Genomic DNA, 19,206 nt, shown 5'->3' on the forward strand with positions numbered 1-19,206 from the left:
TTGTCGTTGATCTAACTTTAGGCAGAACGCTTAACATAAAATTGCGATAGCTTCCATGGCCTTAGCTAGCTCAGTTCCCCAAATTTATGAGCGCCTCGGCATTCTCCCCATCGAACTAGCGGAATTTTCCCAACGTTGGGGTATTGCCGAACTTGCCTTGTTTGGCTCAGTGCTACGCGACGACTTTCGAGATGATAGCGATGTGGATGTGCTGATTACCTTTGCGCCAAATGCGCGTAAGGGATTGCTCACCCTGGCCAAAATGCAGTGCGAGTTAGAAGCCATTCTCAACCGAAAGGTTGATTTGGTCAGCAAGAAGTCTGTTGAGCAAAGCCACAATGCCGTCCGTCGTCAAGTAATTTTGACATCCGCACAGGTTATCTATGGTGCGTGATCGGCAGTGGATTGTTGATATGCTCCAAGCAGCCAGAGAGATTTTGAGCTTTGCCGAAGGGTTTGATCGGGCTGCATTGGAGAGCGATCGCCGCACCTGTTCCGCCATTCTGTACGAGATTATTGTCATTGGTGAAGCCGCAAATCGGCTCTCCGACGAATATAGGGCCGGCCATGGCCATATTCCCTGGCAAAGTATTGTAGGAATGCGAAATATTCTTGCCCACCAATACGATCAGGTTGACGCCGAGATTATTTGGGACGCCGTCAGCATTGATGTTCCAGAGTTAATTACTATGCTAGAGCCGCTATTGACCGAGGAAAATCTATGACTCAATGCATGGGTCCACTAGCTGGTTAGCGTCATGGATAGGCTTCCCACGGATCAACTAATGGCGCTGGATCGCCGCCATGTGTGGCATCCCTACGCGCCAATGCCCAATACTGGGCCGGTGTTCGCGGTGCGATCGGCCCAGGGAGTTTATCTGGAGCTAGAAACCGGGGAGCGCCTGGTCGATGGCATGTCGTCGTGGTGGACCTGCATTCACGGCTACAACCACCCTCGGCTAAACCAGGCGGCCCAGGAGCAGATGGGGCGCATGAGCCACGTTATGTTTGGCGGGCTGACCCACCAGCCCGCTGTGCAGCTAGCTCAAAAGCTGGTGGCGATCGCGCCAGAACCCTTACAGCAGGTTTTTTTCTGCGATTCCGGCTCGGTGGCGGTAGAAGTGGCCATGAAGCTGGCGATCCAGTACTGGCACAACCGGGGAGAGCCGCAGAAGCAGCATTTTCTGACCATTCGCAACGGCTACCACGGCGACACCTTTGCGGCGATGGCGGTGTGCGACCCGGTGAACGGCATGCACCATTTGTTTCGCAACAGCCTGGTGGAGCAGTATTTTGCCGATGCGCCCCAAATTCCCTTTGAGGGGGTGTGGGATGAGGCGGATATAGCCAGCTTTGAGGCGATTTTGCAGCGCCACCATGGGGAGATTGCTGCCGCGATTTTTGAGCCGGTGGTACAGGGGGCGGGGGGCATGCGGGTCTATAGCCCGCAGTACGTGCGGCGGGCGCGGGAACTGTGCGATCGCTACAACATCCTCCTGATTCTCGACGAAATCGCCACAGGCTTTGGCCGCACCGGCAAGCTATTTGCCTGCGAATATGCGGGTGTCGCTCCGGATATTCTCTGCGTCGGCAAAGCCTTAACGGGCGGGTTTATGTCTCTAGCGGCCACCCTAACCACTAGCCACATCAGCGAAACCTTTGCCCAGGGAGAAGCGGGAGTTTTCATGCACGGCCCCACCTTTATGGGCAACCCCCTCGCCTGCGCGGTGGCTCTAGAAAACCTGAACCTGCTGGAAAGCTACGATTGGGCCGCGAGGATACGCGCCATAGAAGCCCAGCTCAAGCAGGAGCTATCCCCCTGCCGCGACCTGCCAGCGGTGAAGGATGTGCGGGTTTTAGGGGCGATCGGCGTGGTCGAACTGCACGAGCTGGTGGATATGGCGGTGGTGCAGCCCCAGTTTGTGCAGCATGGGGTGTGGCTACGCCCCTTTGGTCGGCTGATCTACACGATGCCGCCCTACATCATCCAGCCAGAGCAACTGCGGCAGATTACTCAGGCGATTTATGCAGTTCTGAGTCAGGAATGAACGAAGTTTTGGGCGTAAACCCGTCAGCCCTTCAACAAATCACTGGGTTCGCCAGGATAGAAATCCTCTGCGAAGATGCCGGCCAAGCTATAGGGACAAGCTAACGGGAAGATCGCTTCTGGCAAGTTAGTTTCACCCATCGCCAAATCTCTACCGTTGGCGTAGGCATCGGTTAATGCCTCTTCTAGATAGGGTTTGAGGCTGGGGTTTTCATTGAGCAACCGTAGAATGTCGCGGCGCTGAACTCGTAGCGCGGCGAGCCAGCTGCGGCTGCGCTGTTGAGGTTGGAACTGCCATTTCAGCAGATGCCCGAGCAAAACGCTGAGACGACTGCGAAGCTCCTGGCGCTGCTGTTTGCCCAACGATTCAATCTCCTCAATTAGGTTAGGCAGATCGATGTGGTGCCACTGTCGGGCGCGGAGAAACTTAGCCTGTTGCTGTACCCAGGCGTAGAAATCTGACTCGTAGAGATCGGATGTGGTGATAGAACTCTCCAAATCTGGGCTAGTTTCGGGGGGCGACATACAGGCAAAGAACCGCAATGGGCCTATTCTAGACTGGCCAGCCATTGTACAAAGAGTACAAAGAACGAAGCCCTACCTTAGGACTGCGCCATGTCGGTGATTTACGAAGTTGAGCACGTTACCACCTACCGCTATGCCAAGCCGGTAACCTTTGGCCCCCACAAGGCGATGTTTTTACCTCGGGGCAACTACAGCGGGCGACTGTTGGAGTATTCCCTTACCGTGAATGTGCCAGCTAAGGTGCATTGGGTAAGCGATACCCTCTCGAACAATGTGGCGGTGATTGATATCGGCGCACCCACCAAAGAACTGACTTTTACCTGTCGGTTTCGGGGCGAACACTTTGGCACTAAGGGCATTGACAACTTTCCCCTCGACCCTCGGGCCAATGAGGTGCCCGTGCAGTACACCCCTGAGGAATGGACTGATTTGGCGGTGTACCTCAGACCCCACGCCGAAGATCCTGATGGCTCGGTGGCAGCTTGGGCTAAGAGATTTGTGGCGGGCGATCGCGATCGCACCAGCGACGTGCTGAATCGGATAATGAACACAATTCGCGACACCGTCACCTACCGATCGCGGGAAGAGGAGGGCACCCAATCGCCGGGGGAAACGCTGCGAAAACGGTCGGGCACCTGCCGCGACTACGCCTGGCTGATGATGGAAACCCTGCGGCGGCTGGGGTTTGCCTGCCGATTTGTGTCGGGCTACCTGTACGACTCGGCCCTCGACGGCGGCGATGTGGGCATGACCGGGTCGGGGGCCACCCACGCCTGGCTTCAGGTCTATCTACCGGGGGCGGGGTGGCTGGTGTATGACCCCACCAACCGCCTCACCGAGGGGTTTGATTTAATTGCGGTGGCGATCGCCCGTCATCCCGGTCAAGCGATTCCCCTCGCGGGCTCATGGTTTGGCGATGCGGGCAATTACCTGGGTATGGAGGTGGCAGTGGCGGTGCGCAAGCTGGGAGCTGTTCCAGAGTTTGGGTGAGGTGATTTTGGGTTTTGGATTTTAGACTGGCGATTTTGGGCGGCTGGTGTTTTGCTATAGCTCTTGGTACATCGCTGCGCGGATGCAACCTAACCGCCAATCCACTAACTTCAAGCCAAAATCCAAAATCGCCAAGCCAAAATTGCGTCAGCACCCTATCGCCCTAGCAAATTGGGAATATCCGCACAACCACCAGGAATAGTGGCGCGGGTAGTCTCACCGCCCCAGGCCGCGATATAGCGGCGCTGTTCCTCAGACAGGCGGTACACGCCGCTGACGTTGGCCCCTTCGACTACGGCCCCGGTATTGGCTCCTGTGGTGTAGTCGGGTGTGCCAGTGCGGGTGCGAGGGGTGGCGGTGGCAAAGTCTCCATAAAACAGCCGTGCCTCCATCAGGTCGGCCCCAGACAGATTGGCCTGGTACAAGATAGAGCGGGCAAAATTGGTTCTCACCAGGTCGGCGCGGCGCAGATCGGCGCGAATCAGGTTAGTTTCGCTGAGGTCGGCCCAGCGTAGGTCGGTACCCGACAGGTCGGCAGCAGCCAGCATGGCCCCCAGGTCGATGACACGGGTGCCACTCAGCCGGTCTTCTTCATACCCCCCCCGACCATCGAGGATGGGGCGACCCAGGCGACTGTCGCGGCGCAGGGGGGTGAGCAGCTTAGAGCGAGAGAGAAAGCGCACCACCTTGGCCTTACCGCCAGCATCGACGCTGCTGAGAATAGCGGCGGTGCGGGCTTCGGCGATAATACGCTCCTGGGGCCAGTCTTCGAGCAGACCTTCGTCATCGAGCACCAGTTCTGAAATGCCCTGAAAGTAGGCATCGATGGTCTGCTGCTGGGTAATTAGGTTTTGCTGTTTGGTCAGATCGCGGGAGATAACGTACTGCCGCCAGGCCACAAACAGAGCCAAAAAGGCGATAAAAATTTGCCCGATCGCCCCCAAAAAATCTCCCAAGGCCCCCAAAATATCCCACCGCAGCGTCAGCCCCCAGGTCAAAATGGCGTGGTTAATGCCGGTAATATTCATCAGCCCCAACAGCCCCACCAGCACCCCAGGGATAGCAATCAGCAGCGACTGCTGCCGGGGTGATAGCTCCCCCAGCACCTCCTGCAAAAAAGGCCACATCAGCCGGATGGAAACCAGGGTGGCCACCAGCGACCCGGCCAGGGTCAGCCAAAAGCTGCCAACGATCAGCCCCAGCGCGATCACCGCCACCGCCACGATGGTGATCGCGCTGGCCGAGGTAACTGCCGAATCAACCAGCAGGGGTTCGACATTCATCGGGTCGGAGGGATCGACGTCGAGCCGAGCGGCGGCTGAAGAGTTCCCCACCGGACTGTCGCTGGGGTTCGATCGCATGACGAGCTGACCTGGAGTAGCGCCAGTACCGTTGTCTGGGGCAGACGGTGGTAGCGGGGGCTGGACAGGGTCGGGGGGCGGGGGAGTCATGGGCGCGCAACAATGAGCAAGATAGACAAGCCCCTGGGATACGGCAGCAAAGGGCAGATTGTCTGGCTATATTTAAGCACCTTACCCTTGGAACTACAGCCATTGGGGCGGGTTTGCCCCATCGATAGGCCAAGGCGGCTCACCCTGACTAGTCGGCTCCGGCCCATCGGCGGTAGACTGATGGGGATTTTGCCCGCCAAAACGGGCGTTTCAGCACAGGTTGAGGAGGGTAGGGGCAGCGACACTATGGTGATTACTGGGTTGATTTTGCTGGCCGCGATCGCGATTTTAGGCTGGGGCTACCGCCGAGCGCTGCCCTACGGCACCGTGGGCATTTTGGCCTGGCTGCAATCGCTGGTGCTGATGGCTCCATGGCTGCTGTTCTTTGGGCTGTTTGCCCTGGGCATCTATATCAACCTGGCGGGGGTATTGCTGCTGCTGCTGGGGTCTACGGGGCTCTATATCTATCTGGGACGACGGTTGCGAGCCCTAGGCCAGGATACGCTCTCGACCCAGCGGCCAGCGCCAGCGATGGACTCTCCCCCTGAGGGCACCGATCGCCTAGAGCCCCTCGATCAGCCCAGCGCTGCTCCAACCGCCCCAGAGGCGATCGCCCTGCCCGCCGAAGATCTAGCGCAGATCGAAGGCATTTTTGGCCTCGATACCTACTTTCGCACCGAGACGATTCCCTACGACCAGGGGGCGATTTTTCGCGGCAACCTGCGGGGCGAACCGGCGGCGACCCAGGCCCAGCTGGCGGAGCGGTTGCGGGAGCGGCTGGGCGATCGCTACCGTCTGTTTCTCGTTGAAAACCTGGAGCAAAAGCCTACGGTGGTGGTGCTGCCCGCCACCGCCGACCCGGTCAAAACCACTCCGGCCCAGTGGGCGCTGGCCGGGGTACTGGCGATCGCCACCCTGTTCACCGGCCTAGAAGCCGGGGCGATTTTGCAGGGCTTTGACCTACTGCAAGACTTTTCTCGCTGGCGAGCCGCCCTGCCCTTTCTGGTGGCCCTGCTAGTCATCCTGCTCAGCCACGAAGCCGGCCACTGGATTGCCGCCCGCCGCTACGGAGTGCGCCTCAGCCCGCCATTCTTCATCCCCGCCTGGCAGATTGGAGCCTTTGGCAGCCTCACCCGATTTGAGTCCCTGCTAGCCAACCGCAGCGTGCTGTTTGACATTGCCCTGTCCGGGCCTGCCGCTGGCGGCATCATTTCTCTGGCCATGCTGGTGGGCGGTCTGCTGCTGTCCCACCCCGGCAGCGCCTTCCAAATTCCCTCCGGGTTCTTTCAGGGGTCGGTGCTAATCGGGGCTCTAGCCAAGGTAGTGCTGGGCTCGGCCCTGCAAGAGCCCTTAGTGGATATTCACCCGCTCACCATCATGGGCTGGCTGGGGCTGGTGATTACGGCGCTTAACCTGATGCCTGCCGGGCAGCTCGACGGTGGTCGCATGGTGCAGGCCATCTACGGCCGCAAAACCGCCAACCGCACGACGGTCTTCACCCTCGTAGTGCTCGCCCTAGTAGCTCTGGCCAACCCCCTCGCCCTCTACTGGGCCGGGGTAATTGTAATTTTGCAGCGCACCCTAGAGCGCCCCTGCCTCAACGATATTTCTGAACCCAACGACGCCCGCGCGGCCCTAGGCCTGCTGGCTCTATTTTTGGCCCTGACGGTGCTGCTGCCCTTAACGCCGAGCCTGGCCGGGCGGCTGGGGATTGGAGCGTAATGGAATGGGTGGGTAGGTATTCGGCCACCACCTACACCACCCACCACTCTCTACCCCACCGGCTCCACCTGAATCTCTCCCAGCCGCTGGGCCAGATAGGCCGCCGCCGTAATCGGTGGAAACTGGATCACCCCCCCAGTGCGATCGACCAGGCTATTGACCGGGGTGAGATCAATCTCGGGGCGGGGATGCACAAAAAACGGCATTGACAGCCGGGATTGATTGCTGGACTGGGGGTTAACTACCCGGTGAGTGGTGCTCTTAAATAGACCGTTAGTCAAGTTTTGCAGCATGTCGCCAGTATCTACCACGATCTGACCGGGGGTGGTTTTAACCGGTAGCCACTGCCCATCCTGGGTGAGAATTTCGAGCCCTGGGGCGGTGGCCTCACAGAGCAGGGTAATTAGATTGATGTCTTCGTGGGGGGCAGCCCGTAGACTGCCGGGGGCGGTCTGACCAATCGCCGGGTAGTGGGCTAAGCGCAGCACTGTATCTCCCTCAGTGGCCATGGCCACCAGCCAGTTGCTGGGCTGACCTAAATAATCGCTGCAGGCGGCCAGCAGCACCTCAGCACAGGCCATCAGCTGTTGGTACAGGCGAGTCATCACCGGGCGAAAGGACGGCACTTCCTGGGGCCAGGGAGCACCTGAATCATCGCGCAGGCTGTGACGGTTGACGTGCCAGAATTCCTTTAAATCGGGGATACTGTGCCCCTTGGCCTGCTCACTGCCAAAGATTGAAAACCCCCCTTGCTGCTGGGATAGTGAGTACTGGGCTTTAGCCGCGTCAGAGAGGGCAAAAAACTCCGCCGCCACCTGGTAGGCGCGCCGCACCACCTCCGGCGAAACCGGATGAGGCTCAAGAATAAAAAATCCGATGTCTTCGAGGGCCTGGCCCAACGTCGCGATCGCCCGCTGCCGCCCCGCCGGAGGGCCAATTAAATCTGCGTAAGACACCACAGGAATGGACGGCCGGGTCATGGTGTGATCCTTGGGGGCAATAAAACAGGTTGACTGGATTGTAGCAGCCCCGTCAACCGACAATAGCTGGGCCGATGCTGCCGTTGTTAGGTGCAAGAACGACGGCGAATAACCGCCCCAAATTTGGCTAACTTTGACCCGCAAGCAGCTTAATCAACCGAGAATGCCTCGGATAATGCGATAAGGTTGGGCTAAACGGTTGGCTAGCGCTTTTGTCTGTGAACAATTCGTCTAATCCAGAGCCCAGTCCAGTACTGCACATCGGTGACCAAGTTTTGGCTCTCGCCGACATTGTGCCGCTGCTACAGCGCTACGGTATGCTGCCCGCCTTGATCAAAGAACTGGTGATCGATCGCGCGATCGCCGCCGTTACCCTCACCCCAGAGCAAAACGCCCTGGCCCTAGAGCAGTTTTTGCAGACCAACCAGATAGCCTCCCCCGAGCAGCAGCAGGGGTTTTTAGCCCAGCGGGGGCTGAGCGAAGGCGATCTTCCGGCCCTAGCCCAGCGGGCTCACAAGCTTCAGCAGTACAAGCTCGACACCTGGGGCCACCAGGTCGAATCTCACTTTTTGCAGCGCAAGGCCCACCTCGATCGGGTGCTGTACTCCCTCATTCGCACCCGCGATGGGGGCCTGGCCCAAGAGCTTTACTTTCGCATTCAAGACGACGGCCAACCTCTGGCCGACCTGGCCCGCCAGTACTCTGAGGGGCAAGAGGCCCAAACCGGCGGGCTGATTGGCCCCGTCGAGCTGTCGGTTCCCCACCCGGCCCTGGCCCGGCTTCTCTCTATTAGCCAGCCCGGGCAGCTCTGGCCCCCCAGCCGCGTAGGCGAATGGTTTGTGGTGGTGCGCCTAGAGAAGTTTTTGCCCGCCCGCCTAGACGAAGCCACTCGCCAGCGCCTGGTGGACGAGCTATTTAACACCTGGCTGACTGAGCAGGTACAGCGGGAGCTACAGGCCAATGCTATCGCGGGGGCCAGTTCGCTCCCGGGCAATCAGTAGCTCCAGCCGGCCAATATTTTCTCCAACCCCTCCAGGGGATATTCCCTCCCCAAAAGGTAAACCTTTGCGAATTACGGAGGTCAAATCAAACCAGATCACCCATCATGAATGACCGTGGTGCACCTGTAACATTTAGTTAAACTGTCCGGACAGCCTGAGGAGGTCAGTTATGGCCCGCTTTCGACCGATGGACTGGGGATTAGGGGTGCTAGTAGCCGCCGCTGCCCTCGGCGGGATACCTGGGGCAACCAGGGCAGAAACCCTGCCCCTCAACAGCCCGGCAGAGGCCGAAGCCGCCCCAACTCCAAGGATTTTAGGGCCACGAGGGCCTGGCGTCAGCAGTGCTGAGGCCAGCTTCCCCGAAGCCTATGTGCTGGGGCCAGGCGATCGCATCCGCATCGACATTTTTAACATTCCAGAGTTTAGCGGCCCCGAAAACGGCATTCACGAAGTACTGGTCGACGGCACCCTGTCCCTACCCATGGCTGGCGTAGTCACCGTGCAGGGGCTGACCCTCGCCGAAACCCAAGCCGCCTTAGTCGCCAGCTATGCCCCGCTGCTGACCCGCCCGCCCCAGCTCACCGTGACGCTGCTGTCGGCCCGCCCGGTGCGGGTAGTGGTAGCCGGTGAAGTCAATCGCCCCGGCACCTACACCATTGAGCTAGAGGCCGAGGCCAGCGGGGGCACCGGGGGGGCAGGTCGCCAGTGGCCCACCCTCACCCAGTTAATTCAGGCCGCGGGGGGCATTACCCAACAGGCCAATGTTAAAGATATTCAGGTGCGGCGGCCCCAGCGCCAGGGTGAGGCCATTCTCACCACCAGCCTGTGGGATTTAATTCAGACCGGCGACATCAGCCAAGACGTGCGGCTGCGCGACGGCGACACCATTGTCATTCCCCAGGCCGTAGCGATCTCGCCCGAAGAGTCGGTGGCGATTTCGAGCGCCAACTTTTCTCCAGAGGAAATGCCGGTGCAGGTCGTGGGCGAGGTAGCCAGCCCCGGTAGCGTTACCCTGCCCGCCAACGCCACCCTAAACCAGGCAATTTTGGCCGCTGGCGGGTTTGAGAGCAGCCGGGCTCAACGCTCTACGGTGGAGTTGGTGAGACTCAACCCAGACGGCAGCGTTGACCAACGCACGGTGGATGTCGATCTGGCCGCTGCGGCGAACGACACCACTAACCCAATTTTGCGGCCTAACGATGTGGTGATTGTTGATCGCAATGCCGCGGCGGCGGCTGGTGACACCCTAGGACTCTTTTTACGTCCTTTTACGTCTTTGACCACTGTATTAAGGCTGCTGGGCTTTTAACCTACCCCCCCAGCTAAGTTCTCTACTAAATACCTAAAACAATTGAGCCCCGGTGCGATTAGACCTGAAACTAGGTTGGATTTTGAGTTTTGAGCTATAAATTAACGAACTCTAGGGGATATTTCCCCAGACCACCCTATGCCTTTCCCTAACTCCTCCACCTCCCACGAGCCCAATGGCAGCGGCAATGGTCATGGCCCTGCCAAGCCTAGTTTTGTCCCTGTCATGGCTCCGCCGTCCCTGGTGGAGCAAAAAGATGAGGTTGACTTCAGGCAGCTTCTAGGGGTTTTTAAGCGGCGGGCGGGCGTCTTTTTGGGAGTGACGGCTCTCTCTCTGGGGGGGTTGAGCCTTTGGTACCTGAGCCGTCCTCCGGCCTATAGCGGCAGCGCCAGCCTTTTGGTGGAGCCCGTTACCGCCGTAAACACCCTGGGGCTGGAGGCAGTCACGGGGGTGCCCAGCCCATCGGTTTCCAGGCTCGATTACACCAGCCAAATTCGGGTGCTGCGCGGCCCAGCGGTGATCAACCCAATTTTGGCCAATATTCAGCAGCGCTACCCCAACATTACCTATAATTCTCTGCTCAGCGGCCTGACCATTAGCCAGGAAGGCGAATCTAAGGTACTGCGCATTAGCTACAGTAATGCTGACCCAGCGATCGCGGCGTTCGTGCTCACCGAGGTGGTTGAAGGGTTTGTCAACTACAGCGTGCAAGATCGTCAGGGAGATCTGCGCCGAGGTCTGACGTTTTTAGATGAACAGCTCCAAGAAAAATGGCAGGAAGTTGCGGCCATTGAGGGTGACCTCAGCGAGTTTCAAAAGCGCTACGACTTGGTCGATGTCAACGCGACCAGTGAAAGTGTTACCCAACGGCTCAACCAGATGCTGGCTGACCAAGAACAGCTGCGGGTGCAGCTGACCGCTCTAGATCCCCTCTACGAAAATCTGCGAGAACAGGTAGGTTTCGACCCCAATACCGCCATTCAGGTAGCAAACCTCAATGAGTCACCGACCTATCAGGCGCTGCTGGGAGATTTGCGCGAAGTCGAACAGACCATTGCCGCTGAGTCAGCGCGGTTTCAGGCTGACACCCCCATGATTGAGGCGCTAACCGATCAGCGTCAGCAGCTGTTGCCGCTGCTAGAGGCAGAAGCCCAGCGCCTGGTGGGGTCAGCGGTAGAAGCCGAAACCCTAGGCTACCAAGGCTCGGTAAGCCGAGATCTGATGCAGCAGCTGGTCGATACCGCTAACCAAATGCAGGTGCTGCAAACCCAGGATCAGGCGATCGGCCAGGCCGTACAGCAGCTGCGGGCAGAAATTCAGCGGCTAGCGGATCTCTCCCGATCGTTTCAGCAGATCAGCCGCGAGCTGACCGTAGCGGAGAACAGTCTTGATCAGCTCTTGACTAGCCGTCAAGACCTCAGGTTTCAGATGGCGCGGCAGTCATCTCCCTGGGAGCTGATTTCGCCGTTGAATGAATCGAGCATTACCCAAACGAGCAATCTGCCCCGCAAGCTGCTGCTCAGCACGGTGGTCAGCCTGCTGCTGGGGGGGGTGGCGGCTTTGCTGCGCGATCGCCTCGACCAAGCCTTTCACAGCGCCGACGAACTGGTCAAAACTACGCAGTTGCCCAACTTGGCTACGGTACCCACCGCCCCGGCTCTGCAAAAGCAGCCGCTGCTGATGGTGCCCAACCTATCCGCCACCATGGCCGACGTGCTCATCCACAATCAGAGCCCCGATAAGCTATACACCTCCTTCAGCTTTGCGGAGTCGTTTTACTCGCTTGAGGCCAACCTGCGCATGCTCAGCTCTGATATCCCCATACAGGTGGTAGCGCTGACGTCCTCAGAGCCCGGCGAAGGAAAATCGACCATGTGCGCCCATCTGGCCATTGCCGCCGCCAACATGGGCCGCCGGGTGCTGTTAGTGGATGGCGATCTGCGCAAGCCTAGCCAGCACCTGATTTTTGGCCAACCCAACCACCAGGGGTTGAGCGATTTGATTACTCAACCGCTCGATGACCCCATGGGTTTGGTGCAAGTGATACCCGGCAATCCCAATCTCCACCTGCTGACGGCAGGGGCCCGGCCTCCGGCCCCGGGTCGGCTGCTGTCGTCGCGCAAAATGCAGCAAATTACTGAGCAGTACCGCCGCCACTTTGACCTGATTATTTTTGATACCCCACCCCTGGCCGGGGGCATGGTTGACGCGAAGCTGACTGCGGCCCATGCCGACGGGCTACTGCTGGTGGTACGGCTCAATCGGTCTGAGCGCTCAGAAATTCAGCGGGTGTTGGCCGACCTAGGCAACACGGCCCAGGCTCCACTGCTGGGTCTGGTGGTCAACGGTGTGCCCCAAAGCCGACAGAGTGGCTACGACTATTATTACGGCTACTACGGTCGCCCCCGGGTGACCGCCGGGATTGATGACGGTTAGCCGGGGGTCGCCCCGTTAGCGGCGGCAGATGTGGTGATGAAAACGGGATGTGAGGAGCAACAGGTGATGAAGCGCAAATCAAGACCACTGATGACCGGCGGACTATTGGGGCTAGCTGGACTGGGGTTACTGCCAGCAGGGGCGGAGGCCGCCGCCGAAAATCCGGCTGTAGCCCCTGACCCCAATCTAGGCGCAGCCCTGGCCGAAGACCCGCACCCAGTAGTCGCGCCTGAACCCTCTGCCCAGCCCACCGAGCCCCAGATTGCCGAGCAGGGAACGCCCCAGCCCGCCTGGACTCCAGAGGATGATCAATCCATTATGGCCGCTGCGACGACAGCGGCCCAACAACCGGCGACGGCACCCGCCGCTGCTGACATTCCTCAGCCAGAGCCATCGGCCCCGGATATTGCTGCGACAGAAATCGCTGTTCCAGAGAGGCTTGAGTCCGACCCCATCGCAGCACCAGCAGCAGTGCCAGAGGCCACGGCGATCGCCCCCGCCGCCGCACCTAACCCGGCAGTGGCTGTCCCAGAGCCCTCAGACCATACCCTGGCCGATCAGCCGGTGGCCCCAGCGCCAGTGGTCACTCAATCTGAAACCCTAGGCGTAGTAGCACAGCCGGATCAGGCGGCGATCGCCCCCCCCCCCGTCAGCACAACGGCCACTCCAGTTGGTTTTGATCGCCCTGAGGCAGCAGCACCAGCCCTTACTCCAGCGGAGACCTTTGCCGAAGTTAGCGCCAAACCCGCAGCCAGCAAGTCGGCCCATGCCCTTCAGCTACCTGGGGTAGAGCCTAGCCCTGCGCCTGTCCCCCCAGCGGCAGCCCCCGCAGCACTGGAAGATTTAGCCGGTACCTCGACGCTGGCGATCGCAGCCCCAGCGGCCCCCGTTGTCCCCCCTGCCCCTGAGTTAGGGACAGCGGCCCCTAACGCCACACTGCGGCAGCTGGCCCCTGATGTGGCCACCCTGCGATCGCGGGCAACGACGGTGCAAGCGCTGCTGCGCGACCTGCGCACCACCTACGGCCTGGAGATTTCGAGCGACCCTGCCCGACAGGTCTCTCAGCCTGAGACCGTGAGCCGGGGGCCCCAGCTGCCGCCGCTGCCCTCGCGATCGGCCCAGGCCCGCCGCGCTGACCGTTCCACCACTGCGGCTGAAACCGCCGTCGCCGCTGGCTCCGTTCCCGCGGCATCCCCACTGCCCTCCCCACCTGTAGCTCGACAGACCGAGCGGAAGCCGCAGCTACCGTCGTTCGCCGAACATAGCCCCAACATCACCCTTGCCTTGCCGGTCCCCCAGCCCACCCTCTCGACGGGTCGGGTCGCCGTAGACTTACCGCCGGCAGAGCTGTCCGCAGCTGCGCTTTCAGCAGATACGGTTCCCGCTGTCACCACCGCCCAAGCCACGCCATCGGCCCCCAATCCCACCCAGCTGCGCGACGAGCTACGGGTCGCACCACTCACCACTGCCGCCGAGGCCGTCCGCTCCTTTCCGCCCTCGCCCAATGCCGGCATTCCATCGGCCTTTGGAGCCAACTGGGGAGACGTGTTTTTCAGCGCCTCCTTAGCTGGGGCCGATCGCCTTCGCCCCGAGGCCGATGGCAGCCTCTCGATGGGCTTTGGGCTGGGCGACTCGCGCCGGGCCGTGGGGGTTGAGCTGACCTATAACCTCCAGAGCGTGCGACAGTTTGGCGAAAACGGCGGCTTTGACGCCAAGATCCATCGCCAGGTCTACAGCAGCGACGAAACCCAGGTGGCTGCGGCCGTGGGGCTGAATAATTTCGCGTCTTACGGTACCAATGCCGGGGGAGGCGAGTCCAGTCTCTACGGCGTAGTCACGGCGGCTCACCTGCTTCAGCCAGACCACCCCAACAACCGATTGCCGATTACGGCATCGCTAGGGTTGGGCGGCGGCTCCTTCAGTGGTGATGGTAGCGACGTGGGGGTAATTGCTGGTGTTGGGCTCCAGGTGCACCCGCAGTTTTCCGTCAATACCGCCTGGAGCGGTGTCGGTGTGAACGTGGGGGCCTCCATTGTGCCAGTGCCTACGCTGCCTCTTACCCTCAACCTGCTCTACGGCGACATCGGCAACAATACGCGGGCGGGTTCCGTCGCAGTGTTAAGCATCGGCTATGGATTTAACTTCGGCCCCCGGTTCTAAGATCCTTGCACCCTGCTACCACTCTCTTCGACCTTAACTGACCTCAACTGACCTCAATCCTGTTTAGGAGAATCCCCGTGGACAAACTGGCGAGCCCGCAGCGGCAAAAACTCTGGCTCATGCTCATTTTGGTAGGCGGCAGCTTGGCGATCGCCCTGCCCGGACACAGTGGCTCGGTACCCACAGGGCTGACCAGCGGCGTCAGCGTCGGTGGCTCAAACCTATTGCCCATCGGGGGCTCAACCTTAGGGAGTGAAGAGCTGGTGGTGTCGACCTCGGTCAACGCCACCGTAGACCCCATCACCGGCGACATCACCCTAACCGCCGCCGCCCAGCAGGCGCTTAACACCTCGGCCAATCAGGTTGCCCAGGGGCTCCAGGGCACTAACCCAGTCTTAGCCACGGTAGTGACCACCCCAGGGGAGATTAGCCTCAATAGCCTTAGTTCCGTAGGGGCCAGCGGCGTTGAGGAGGACGAAGATGGTGACGAGACGGTGGATGAGTTGGCAGCAGCGGCGGCGGCGGCGATCGCCAACGGCGAAAGCGTCTCGCTGATCAGCAGCCAGGGCACCCTCGGCATTGCCGCCCCAACAGCTACCCAAGCCAGCGGCAGTGGTGATCCTATCCTGGTCACCTCGGCGGTGTTCACGCCCCAGGGCGGCACCCCCATGGTGGCACCGCTGCGGGGCACCCTGGCTCAGATTGCCAATGCCGCCGGCTTTTTGGCCGCTGCCTTTGCCGCTGGCCTCAGTCCTAGCCAGGTGGCTCCCTTTACAGAGATGGCTTTGGCTGGCGCTGCCTACCAAGATCTAGTGCCGCTATTCAACGCCGTGAGTGGGCTGATTCCCACCCCGTCCCAAACAGCCGCCGCTGCTGTCGACCCCACCCAGCTAGAAGCCGCCATCCAGGCCTACAACCGCATTGTGGATAACAGCGCCCCCGACACCCTGGCTATCCTGGGCCAAAACTCAGATTTCGTCGCCCTAGGGCGATCGCTACAGCAGCTGCGGGCTGCGATTGAGCTTAGCTAACGGCCATAGAGCATTTCTCTGCCGCGTGAGGTACGGTTCAAGGCTTAGACATGAAGAATTCACGACGGTCTGCGCACCCCGCGAGCCTCAGAAATGCTGTCTAGGGATGCGATTGCAGGTACAGTGCTGCTCCCTTACTTTACTCAGTAAGAGATAAAGCTCAATCACCCCAGTCTACTTAATTAATTTGCACTAATCAATCAAAACAGACTTTAACTAAACCACCATTTGATCACGGGCTCGACTACATCAGAGACGCAGGAGATTCATCGCTCCACTATTGGCGCTACAGCTACAGCAGGCCCGGCAGAGACATTTCCTAGAAGAATATTCAAATGATTGAACATTCCAAGGATTTCTTAATGCCCTAATTAACATAACTAGGGCTAGAAAAGCTCTACTCACCCTGACTTTCCTGCACTAGCTGGCGTTTCCCTGTAGCGCAGGCAACAACTTTTACAGGTATGGCGCAGCAGAGTGTGGTTTTAAGGACTTCCTCCTCATGGCTGACCTCAAAACTTTTAGAGCAACAGCGATCGCCCTGAGAAAAATACGGTATCCTACTGGTGAACTTTGGCCTTTAGGATAAAGGTTCTGCAAGCAATAGTTCCTAATTCACACCTAGGGTAGATGTGGAAAAAATCAATTACTGGTCTTATGTAGGCTTACCCAAGACTAGACCTTACCCTTGAGCACTGACGCTTTTTCCGTTACCCAGAAGTTCTAAAAAGGCTGCTACCATGAGCTGCGAATAGCATTAGCCCTCAGGCGGCAAAGTTCGGCACCAGCTGCCCTCTGGTTCCTCAAGATTTCAGGTCGAATCTTCAAACCAAGGCTCTTAAGGAGCAGACACCGAATGAATCACAGAATATCGTGATCGGTAGTCTCCTCCGACAGAGCCACAAGAAATATTCTGAGCGCAAAAAATAGGCTTTACCATTTAGCTACAATCTCCAAAATGTTCTCAACAATACATAAATTAGGGTCTAGTTAAGGGCAATATCACGTTTAAATAAAATTGGTTTTCTCAACCGTTAGTCTATACACTTGACCTAAAAAGACAGCGCTCAAAACCAGAACATTTAGCTATCATCCGTGTTGCATCTCCCCATGAGTAGATCCCCCATGAGAGCAAACCATGGCCCGCCTAGCCTCCCGTTGCAGGTCTCGATTCTGACTCAGTTTTTCCCCCCCGACTATGCCGCAACCGGGCAGCTGGTGGAAGAACTAGCCCAGAGTTTTAGTCAGCGGGGGGTTGGCGTGCAGGTGTTTGCGGGTCAGCCCGGCTACGCCTACGATCGCAGACTCGCCGCCAAGCATGAAGAGGTGCAGGGGGTCACAATCCGTCGCACGCGCACCTCGCGCCTCTGGCCCCAGCGCATTCGGGGGCGAGCGGTAGGGGGGTTACTCTACTGCGTACGATCGCTCATTAAGCTACTGCACCCGGCCCGTCGCGGTCAGCTCTTGCTCGTCACCACCGAACCCCCCTACCTGCCAGTGCTGGCCTACCTCATGCACTGTCTTTTTGGCCAACCTTACCTGTGCGTGGTGTACGACCTGTACCCCGAAGTGGCCGTCGCCCTGGGGGTAGTCTCAAAGCATCACTGGCTCGTGCGCCTCTGGCGCTGGCTTAACTGCCGCACCTGGTGCCAGGCCGATGCCATTGTGGTGCTGAGCCAAACCATGAAGCAGCGCATTGTTGATCACTGCCCCGCCGCCGCCGACAAAATATCGGTGATTCACAACTGGGCTGACCCGGGCCTGATTATTCCCCGACCTAAGACCAACAACTGGTTCGCGCTCCGCCACCACCTCGATCAAGTCTTTACGGTGCTCTATTCCGGCAATATGGGGCGCTGCCACGATATGGACACCATTTTGGCCGCAGCCCTAGCGCTGCGCCACGAGCCCGTACGGTTTGTGTTCATTGGGGCCGGGGCCAAGCGCCAATTTTGTATTGACCACACCGTCCGCGCAGCGCTAACTAACTGTCTGTTTTTGCCCTACCAACCCAAAGAAACTCTGCCCTTTTCTCTCACCGCCTGCGACCTCAGCTTAGTCAGCCTGGTAGAAGGGGTAGAGGGACTGGTGGCCCCCAGCAAACTGTACGGTAGTCTAGCGGCAGGCCGTCCGGTGGCGGCTATTTGCGAGCCCCATTCTTACCTGCGATCGCTGCTGGCCGAGGGTGGGTTTGGCCGCGCCTTTTGCAACGGCGACGGCGCGGGGTTAGCCAATTTTATTCGCACCTTGGTGTCCGACCCAGCCCTGGTTCTTCAGATGGGCAACCGAGGTCGCCGCTACATGCAGCAAAAATTTACCCCCGAACAGGGCACCCACCGCTATTTTGAAGTTGTAAAAGCCTGTCTTCAGGCTCCAGCAGCCATTCCCCCGACCGCTGAAGTGCCCAAGGCCACCGTCTCTCGCCTCTAATTTAACCAGCAGCAACCCAAACAATCTTAAGAAAACCTGGCTCTAGCCCTTGCCTAATTAAATAAATCCTGTACTCTTCTGGCATGGAGTGGGCTTCGACGGTCGCTATGATCTCAGTCTCTCCCCCGCAACCTCGGCAGCACAGCCGAGGCCGTAGCGTGGGATAGGTATAGCCATTTTTCATTATTGTTCGTCAGCTAGTCCTGTGTTCTTCGCTATTTCTCACCATGACTCAGCCCCGCCGTAACCGCAGCCGCTCTAAACGCCGCGCCATCTACTGCCCCGACCACGGCACCTACCTCGACAGCGTTAGCCAAAAGTATCCTCTCTACACGACGGAGGCCGAGCATCTCCAGCAGCGGGGGTTGAGTCGGCTGCGATCGCTGACGGTGATTGCCGGTTACGGTACCGTTCCCCTAACCGGTGAGTGGCTCGAAGCCTTCTGGTGCGATCACTGCCAAGAAACCCGCTGGTACCATGTCCACAGAACCGTCGCCAACCAGTACACCGTTGCAGCCGCGCCAGAAACCCTTTGGATGCAGGCCAGCGGGGTGATTTTGACCACAGGCAACCCCACGGTTGGCGAGTTTACCCGTCGCCAGGCTCGCCAGACCCAGTACCAGGGCATCAAAGACTTTCGCCGCATTGGCTAGGCTAGTTACTATATCTAGTATTGACCTACCTCAATCTGATGGAAGAGCTGATCGAACTACGCCAGCATATTGAAGCTCACGATTACGACAAAGCCCTTGAGCTAGTTGCCGACTTAGAGGAAATGTCTAAGGACGATAAGCTCAACAAAATCTATACCGATGGGATTGTGCTGCTGGTGCATCTGATCAAGCAGCAGGCAGAAAAGCGCAGCACTCGCTCCTGGGAATTTTCTATCTACAACGCGGTCGAGGGGATACAGCGAGTAAATCGTCGCCGCAAGGCGGGGGGCACCTACGCCAATCAATCTGAGTTGGCCGATCTATTGGTCGATGGGTTTGAGATCGCTATTCGCAAGGCGGCACTGGAGGCTTTTGAAGGGCAATATTCTGACCAGGAGCTTAGAGCAATGGTTGACCCAGAGGACATCCAAACTCAAGCCCTGGAATTGATACAAAGATAAGAGAGAGCGA

Annotated in this window: 16 protein-coding genes; 13 read left to right on the top strand and 3 right to left on the bottom strand. The window is 59.0% G+C overall.

Translation table 11 applies throughout. The annotated features are described in order from the left end of the window. Window positions 1–55: 55 nt before the first annotated feature. From VB780_RS27000 to bioA, 3 genes are read left to right on the top strand one after another with little or no spacing between them, the layout of a single operon-like run. The gene (locus VB780_RS27000) at window positions 56–394 is read left to right on the top strand and encodes a nucleotidyltransferase domain-containing protein (RefSeq protein ID WP_323354286.1); all 339 of its coding nucleotides are present in this window, start codon (window positions 56–58) and stop codon (window positions 392–394) included. Beyond that, entirely contained in the window at window positions 384–725 is a 342-nt protein-coding gene (locus VB780_RS27005; protein WP_323354287.1) for a DUF86 domain-containing protein, read from the top strand. The genes VB780_RS27000 and VB780_RS27005 overlap by 11 nt, the downstream gene beginning before the upstream one ends. 33 nt (window positions 726–758) lie before the next feature. Further along, window positions 759–2,048 (top strand): adenosylmethionine--8-amino-7-oxononanoate transaminase, encoded by a 1,290-nt coding sequence (gene bioA, locus VB780_RS27010; RefSeq protein WP_323354288.1) that lies wholly within the window; start codon window positions 759–761, stop codon window positions 2,046–2,048. Window positions 2,049–2,071: 23 nt separating this feature from the next. Here bioA and VB780_RS27015 read toward each other — a convergent pair whose 3' ends face one another. Continuing rightward, on the bottom strand, window positions 2,072–2,572 hold the full coding sequence (locus VB780_RS27015; protein ID WP_323354289.1) for a DUF29 domain-containing protein: 501 nt from the start codon (window positions 2,570–2,572) through the stop codon (window positions 2,072–2,074). 90 nt (window positions 2,573–2,662) lie between these two features. Between VB780_RS27015 and VB780_RS27020 the strand changes: the two genes are divergently transcribed. After that, window positions 2,663–3,562 (top strand): transglutaminase family protein, encoded by a 900-nt coding sequence (locus VB780_RS27020; protein ID WP_323354290.1) that lies wholly within the window; start codon window positions 2,663–2,665, stop codon window positions 3,560–3,562. Between the two features lie 155 nt (window positions 3,563–3,717). Here the strand turns inward: VB780_RS27020 and VB780_RS27025 are convergent, their stop codons facing one another. Then, the gene (locus VB780_RS27025; protein WP_323354291.1) at window positions 3,718–5,013 is read right to left on the bottom strand and encodes a pentapeptide repeat-containing protein; all 1,296 of its coding nucleotides are present in this window, start codon (window positions 5,011–5,013) and stop codon (window positions 3,718–3,720) included. Window positions 5,014–5,025: 12 nt separating this feature from the next. Here VB780_RS27025 and VB780_RS27030 point away from each other — a divergent pair, with 12 nt between their 5' ends. After that, a complete protein-coding gene (locus tag VB780_RS27030) occupies window positions 5,026–6,735 on the top strand; it encodes a site-2 protease family protein (RefSeq protein WP_323354292.1) in 1,710 nt (569 codons plus the stop codon). 50 nt (window positions 6,736–6,785) lie between these two features. Here VB780_RS27030 and VB780_RS27035 read toward each other — a convergent pair whose 3' ends face one another. After that, entirely contained in the window at window positions 6,786–7,715 is a 930-nt protein-coding gene (locus VB780_RS27035) for an isopenicillin N synthase family dioxygenase (protein WP_323354293.1), read from the bottom strand. A 218-nt stretch (window positions 7,716–7,933) separates the two neighbouring features. On the opposite strand from VB780_RS27035, the gene VB780_RS27040 reads away from it, so the two are divergent. The 8 genes from VB780_RS27040 (at window position 7,934) to VB780_RS27075 (ending at window position 19,196) form a co-directional block, all read left to right on the top strand. After that, window positions 7,934–8,716 (top strand): peptidylprolyl isomerase, encoded by a 783-nt coding sequence (locus tag VB780_RS27040; protein WP_323354294.1) that lies wholly within the window; start codon window positions 7,934–7,936, stop codon window positions 8,714–8,716. A gap of 169 nt (window positions 8,717–8,885) precedes the next feature. Next, a complete protein-coding gene (locus VB780_RS27045) occupies window positions 8,886–10,025 on the top strand; it encodes an SLBB domain-containing protein (RefSeq protein WP_323354295.1) in 1,140 nt (379 codons plus the stop codon). A gap of 138 nt (window positions 10,026–10,163) precedes the next feature. Continuing rightward, entirely contained in the window at window positions 10,164–12,461 is a 2,298-nt protein-coding gene (locus VB780_RS27050) for a polysaccharide biosynthesis tyrosine autokinase (protein WP_323354296.1), read from the top strand. Window positions 12,462–12,527: 66 nt separating this feature from the next. After that, window positions 12,528–14,621 carry a hypothetical protein gene (locus tag VB780_RS27055; protein WP_323354297.1) on the top strand — a complete coding sequence of 698 codons (2,094 nt, stop codon included), beginning with the start codon at window positions 12,528–12,530 and terminating at the stop codon, window positions 14,619–14,621. 77 nt (window positions 14,622–14,698) lie between these two features. Next, a complete protein-coding gene (locus VB780_RS27060; RefSeq protein ID WP_323354298.1) occupies window positions 14,699–15,652 on the top strand; it encodes a hypothetical protein in 954 nt (317 codons plus the stop codon). Window positions 15,653–16,762: 1,110 nt separating this feature from the next. Further along, window positions 16,763–18,082: a glycosyltransferase family 4 protein gene (locus tag VB780_RS27065; RefSeq protein ID WP_323354299.1), complete on the top strand. Its 1,320-nt coding sequence runs from the start codon at window positions 16,763–16,765 to the stop codon at window positions 18,080–18,082. 227 nt (window positions 18,083–18,309) lie between these two features. Beyond that, window positions 18,310–18,735: a hypothetical protein gene (locus VB780_RS27070; protein WP_323354300.1), complete on the top strand. Its 426-nt coding sequence runs from the start codon at window positions 18,310–18,312 to the stop codon at window positions 18,733–18,735. A 20-nt stretch (window positions 18,736–18,755) separates the two neighbouring features. Then, entirely contained in the window at window positions 18,756–19,196 is a 441-nt protein-coding gene (locus VB780_RS27075) for a hypothetical protein (protein WP_323354301.1), read from the top strand. The last annotated feature ends 10 nt before the right edge of the window (window positions 19,197–19,206 follow it).

Origin of the sequence: Leptolyngbya sp. CCNP1308 (genome assembly GCF_034932455.1) — a bacterium.
In the GTDB taxonomy this organism is placed as follows: Bacteria; Cyanobacteriota; Cyanobacteriia; order Phormidesmidales; family Phormidesmidaceae; genus Nodosilinea.